Below are 3,308 nucleotides of genomic sequence, written 5' to 3' on the forward strand. Positions count from 1 at the left end.
GGCTGCCCACGATGGCGACGTGGAAGCAAAAGAAAGAGAGGAAGGTGCCGCGTGCGGCGCGGTGCGTCAGCTGCGCGAGGCGACGCGCTCGGCACCGGCCGAACTGGCGGCCGTCATCGGCACCTCGGTGGGCGCCACGACCACGCCAGGTCGCACGTGCTGCGTGCCGTTGACCACGACGCGCTCGCCGGCCTTGAGGCCCGTGCTGACCACGCGCAGGCCCTGGACCGGTGCGCCCAGCGTGACCTCGCGGTATTCGGCCTTGTTGCCCTCGCCCACCACCAGCACGAACTTCTTGTTCTGGTCGGTGCCGATGGCCCGCTCACTGACCAGCAGCGCGCGGCTCTCGCCGGCCTGGCCCATGCGGATGCGGGCGAACTGGCCGGGGATGAGGGCCCCGTCGGCGTTGTCGAAGCGGGCGCGCACACGCACGGTGCCGCTGCGCGCATCCACCTGGTTGTCGATCAACTGCAGGCGGCCTTCGTAGGGCGTGCCGTCGGTGGCGGCGGTGCCCATCTGCACCGGGATGCTGGCGAGCTGGGCCCGTGCACTGGCACCGCCGGGCAGTGCCTTCAAGGCGCGGGCCACCACCTGCTCATCCGCATCGAAGCTGGCGTAGATGGGGCTCACCGACACCAGCGTGGTCAGCACCGGCGCGCCCGGGCCGGCGGGCACGAGGTTGCCGACCGTCACCTCGGCCCGGCCGATGCGGCCGGCCACCGGCGCACGCACCTGGGTGTACGACAGATTCAGCTTCGCACTCTGCAGGGCGGCCTGGGCAGCGCGCAGGTTGGCCTCGGCTTCCTGGCCGGCGTTGAGGCGCTCGTCCAGCTCGCGCTGGGCGATGGCCTGTTCGCCGTAGAGGCGCCGGGCGCGCTCCTGCTCGCTGCGCGTGTAGGCGGCGCGGGCCTGGGCCGACGCCACCTGCGCCTCGGCCCGCTGCACTTCGGCCTGGTAGGGCGCAGCATCGATGGTCAGCAGCAGTTCGCCCTGCTTGACCAGTGCACCTTCACGGAAGTGGATGGCCTGCACGGCGCCGGCCACGCGGGATCGGACCTCGACGCGCTCGACGGCTTCGAGGCGGCCGGAGAACTCGTCCCAGGCGCTGACGGGTCGCGACTCGACGGCGGCGACCGTCACGGGCGTGGCCGAAGGCGCGGGGGGGACCGGCGCATCGCTGGCCTCGGCGCGCAGGCCGGGCACGCCCAGAACACCCGCACCGATGGCAAGCACGGCCGTGAGGCTGGTGACGGCAGGCCACCAACGACGGCGGACCGGCGTGGGGGCGGAGGCGGGGGATGGGTCGAAGTGGGCCATGGAGGTCTTTCTTTCGGATCGAAGGAATGCAGGTCGCCTGCCCGGCGCTTGTGGCGCAGGCGGCATGGACGTGAAGGAAGATGTCGGGATGCGCGCCGAATCGGCCGGCGCAGCACGGCCCTCGCGGCAGACGCAGGGCCGCGTGACAGTCGCAGGAAGGAATTCGGTCAGCGCCGCACTGCAGCGCTGTCGGTGCTCAGCTCAACTGGGCGGTGTGGCCGCCGCAGCGCGCCTGGCCTCGAAGAAGGCCATGACCTTCTGCCGCGCGGCGACACCGCAGGCCGGGCAGCCCGGGTCATCCGGCTGATAGAGCGCCTCGGGCCATTGGGAGGTGGCGGGCAGCACCTCGGCCACCACGTCGATGCCGGCGGTGCGCAGCCGCTTGGCATAGGCCAGGGCCTCGTCCCGCATCGGGTCGTCGGGGCCGACCAGCACCAGCGTCGGCGCCACGTCCGTCAGGCGCAGGGCCGAGCCGGGCACCGCGTAAGGATGCGTCGCGTCCATCGGACGGCGCAGGTACTGCTGCCAGCCGGTGGCCCATTTGCAGGCCGCGTCCGCGCAGGAGGCCTCGCGCAGCGAGGCCGTGCCCGCGCAGGGGTCGAGCATCGGCGAGAGCAGGATCTGGCCCGCCAGCGGAGGATGCCCGCGGTCGCGCGCCACCAGCGCCACGGCTGCGGCCAGGTTGCCGCCGGCCTCCTCGCCCGCCAGATAGATCTGGGCACCTTTGCCCGCCAGCTTGACGCGCTGCTTGTGGAGCCATTCGAGGGCCGCGAAGCCGACCTCGATGGGCTTGGGAAAGGGATGTTCCGGGGCCAGCGGATAGGCCAGAGAGACGACGCGCGCGCCCGCCAGTGCCAGCAGCCGACCCACGTTGCGGCCGTTGTCCAGGTCGCCGCAGACGAAGGTGCCGCCGTGGAAATGCAGCACCAGCGGCATGGCCGCCGCGCCTTTGAGACGCCCGCCGTAGATGCGGGCCTTCACAGGCTCGCTGCCGGGCAGCGCGATGTGCAGGTCTTCCTCCGCCACGGCGCAGCCGGCCGAGACACTGGCGGCGGACGCTGGGGCGTGGGGATGGGTGCTCATGGCAGGCCTTTCGGGTCGGGCTGGGAAGTTGTCGCGATGCAGCGTGAATCGGACTATACGAACGCCGGCCGCTTGCATGGACGGTGCCGCAGCCCCTACTCTGTTTCCTTCGCAGCAACAATGAAGCGGCCAATGCCGCACAGAATGCGGAGCCACAAGGCGGCCTGGCATCGCCAGCCTGCCGCATCCCGCGCGCGCGGGATGTCAGCCCTTTTCGCACATCGATCCATGGACCAGATCCAGACCATGCGGGTGTTCGTGCGCGTCGTCGAGGCGGGCAACTTCACCCGCGCCGGCGACTCGCTCGGCTTGCCCAAGGCCACCGTGACCAAGCAGATCCAGTCGCTGGAGTCGCGGTTGCGCGTCAAGCTGCTCAACCGCACCACGCGCCGCGTGACCGTCACGCCCGACGGTGCAGCCTATTACGAGCGCGTGGCGCGCCTGCTCAGCGACTTCGACGAGTTGGAGTCGAGCATGACCAACAGCAACGCGGCGCCATCGGGCCGGCTGCGCGTGGACGTGGGTTCGGCGATGGCGCGGCTCGTCCTCATTCCCCGGCTGCAGAGCTTCTGCGACCAGTACCCCGACATCCAGGTGGACCTGGGCGTCAGTGATCGTCCGGTCGACCTGATCGGCGACAACGTGGACGTGGTGATCCGCGGCGGCGAGATCGGCGACCAGTCGCTGGTGGCGCGGCGCATCGGCACCCTGCCCTTCATGACGGTCGCCTCGCCGGACTACCTGAAGCGCTATGGAGTGCCGCGCACGCCGCACGACCTGGAGCGTGGGCGGCAGCACGTGATCAACTTCTTCTCGCACAACTCGCGCCGGGTCTATCCGCTGGAGTTCCACAAGGATGGCGAGACGCTGGAGGTGACCGGCCCCGCACGCCTCGCCGTGAACGACAG

The 3,308-nt window shown here is 70.9% G+C and carries 3 protein-coding genes; 1 reads left to right on the top strand and 2 read right to left on the bottom strand.

The annotated features are described in order from the left end of the window. Window positions 1–66: 66 nt before the first annotated feature. Together QZ772_RS14885 and QZ772_RS14890 are read right to left on the bottom strand one after the other, a co-directional pair. Window positions 67–1,317, bottom strand: coding sequence for an efflux RND transporter periplasmic adaptor subunit (locus QZ772_RS14885; protein WP_295527724.1), 1,251 nt, complete (start codon window positions 1,315–1,317; stop codon window positions 67–69). 201 nt (window positions 1,318–1,518) lie between these two features. Beyond that, on the bottom strand, window positions 1,519–2,400 hold the full coding sequence (locus QZ772_RS14890) for an alpha/beta hydrolase (RefSeq protein ID WP_295527726.1): 882 nt from the start codon (window positions 2,398–2,400) through the stop codon (window positions 1,519–1,521). 228 nt (window positions 2,401–2,628) lie between these two features. Here QZ772_RS14890 and QZ772_RS14895 point away from each other — a divergent pair. Beyond that, the coding region (locus tag QZ772_RS14895; protein WP_295527728.1) for a LysR family transcriptional regulator at window positions 2,629–3,308 on the top strand (680 nt) is incomplete at its 3' end.

This window comes from uncultured Pseudacidovorax sp., assembly GCF_913773995.1.
In the GTDB taxonomy this organism is placed as follows: Bacteria; Pseudomonadota; Gammaproteobacteria; order Burkholderiales; family Burkholderiaceae_C; genus Xenophilus.